Origin of the sequence: Burkholderia sp. Cy-637 (assembly GCF_011753175.1) — a bacterium.
Classification (GTDB): domain Bacteria; phylum Pseudomonadota; class Gammaproteobacteria; order Burkholderiales; family Burkholderiaceae; genus Burkholderia; species Burkholderia gladioli.
Window position 1 is genome coordinate 1 of record NZ_VWWC01000357.1, and the last position, 1865, is coordinate 1865.

The following is a 1865-nucleotide window of genomic DNA, read 5'->3' on the forward strand; positions in this document are numbered from 1 at the left end:
CGCGCTCGCCCTACCGGCGCGAGGTGGCGGGCGACGCGCGGATCACCGGCGGCTCCTCGTCGGGCGCGGCCGCCTCGGTCGCCGACGGCATGGCCGCGGTCGCGCTGGGCACCGACACCGGCGGCTCGATCCGCATCCCCGCCGCGCTCTGCGGCCTGACCGGCTTCAAGCCGACCGCCAGCCGCGTGCCGCGCTCGGGCGGCGTGCCGTTGTCGACCACGCTCGACTCGTTCGGGCCGATCGGCGTCTCGGTGGCCTGCTGCGCGCTGGTCGACCGGATCCTCGCCGGCCTGGCGCCGCGCGTGCCGGCCGCGCGGCCGCTCGAAGGCGTGCGGCTCGGGGTGCTCAATCATTATGTGACGGACGGCATGGATGCCGAGGTCGGCGCCGCCTTCGACGCCGCGCTGCGCCATCTCGAGGCGGCCGGCGCGATCGTCTCCGACCTGCGTTTCGCCCCGCTCGACCGCCTGCCCGAGATCAACCGCTTCGGCTTCTCGCCGATCGAGGCCTATGCCTGGCACCGGCCGCTGCTGGCCAATCGGCGCGACCAGTACGATCCGCGCGTGCTGGCGCGCATCCTCAAGGGCGAGACGGCCAGCGCGGCCGACTACCTGGACCTGATCGCCGCGCGCGCCGCCATGCTCGACGAGGCCGAGCAGACGCTCTGGTCGCGCGTCGACGCGGTGCTGGCGCCGACCGTGCCGGTGGTGCCGCCGCGCATCGCCGAGCTGGAAGCCGACGACGAGGCCTTCGGGCGCACCAACGCGCTGATCCTGCGCAACCCGAGCGCCTTCAACTTCCTCGACGCCTGCGCGCTGTCGGTGCCCTGCCATCCGCGCGACGCGGCGCCGGTCGGGCTGATGCTGGCCGCCGGCCCGCATCGCGACGATGCCCTGCTGGCGATCGGCCAGGCGGTCGAGGCGGTGCTGGCGGCGATTCGCTGAATCCGCGGGGCGGGGGCATGCAGGCCGCGGCTGGAGCCGCCGCCTTGGCGGCGACGGCCTCGACCACAGCACACGAGCCTGGCGCCCGGCCAACCGCCGCGCCAGCTTGCGCGCCCGACACTGCCACCGCGAGCCAGCTTCCGCCCGGAAATCCCGCCCGGCGCACGAAAACAGCGGCCCGTTCGCGATAAAATCCGACCACTCCATTTTCGGGACCGACCACCGATGAACGATTTCTCGCTGTCGCTGCGCCGCGAGCGCCGCCTCCTGACGCTGCTCGGCGTCGTCTGCGTCGCCCTGCTGGCGGGCGCGCTGTACCTGCAGTTCGTCAAGGGCGAGGATCCCTGCCCGCTGTGCATCATCCAGCGCTACTTCTTCGCGCTGATCGCGATCTTCTCCTTCCTCGGCACCGGCCTGCGCAGCTGGCGCAGCCTCGCCGTGATCGAATTGCTGATCGTGATCGCCGCGCTGGCCGGCGCCGGCACCGCCCTGCACCACCTGCAGATCCAGCTGCACCCGGGCTTCAGCTGCGGTTTCGACACGCTGCAGCCGATCGTCGACAGCCTGCCGCCCGCGCACTGGCTGCCGAGCGTGTTCAAGGTGGCCGGCCTCTGCGAGACGGCCTACCCGCCGATCCTCGGCATCCTGCTGCCGGGCTGGGCCGCGATCGGCTTCGTGGTGATCTTTCTGGCCGTGGCCGGCAGCCTGGTGCGCAACCGCCGCCGCATCGCGCGCGGGGTCTGAGCCCGTTCCACGCGCCTCGCGCGGCGGCCCCGGGCACGCCGCGCACGCCGTTCGGCGTAAACACCTAAGTCTCGCCGGGGCCCGCCGGGCCCCGTCCCTCCAGTCGCATCGCGGCCCGCCCCGGCGGCCGCGCCTGCCCCGCGCGGCGGCCTTCGCCGCGCGTCGGCCGGGTCCGTC

General features: G+C 74.0%; 2 protein-coding genes. Both read left to right on the forward strand.

Features of this window, described 5'->3' with window-relative positions; genetic code table 11:
• Nucleotides 1-944: amidase (locus F3J10_RS35455; protein WP_167244032.1), on the forward strand; the 944-nt coding region annotated here is incomplete at its 5' end.
• A gap of 225 nt (nucleotides 945-1169) precedes the next feature.
• Nucleotides 1170-1688: a disulfide bond formation protein B gene (locus F3J10_RS35460; RefSeq protein WP_013696970.1), complete on the forward strand. Its 519-nt coding sequence runs from the start codon at nucleotides 1170-1172 to the stop codon at nucleotides 1686-1688.
• Nucleotides 1689-1865 lie beyond the last annotated feature (177 nt).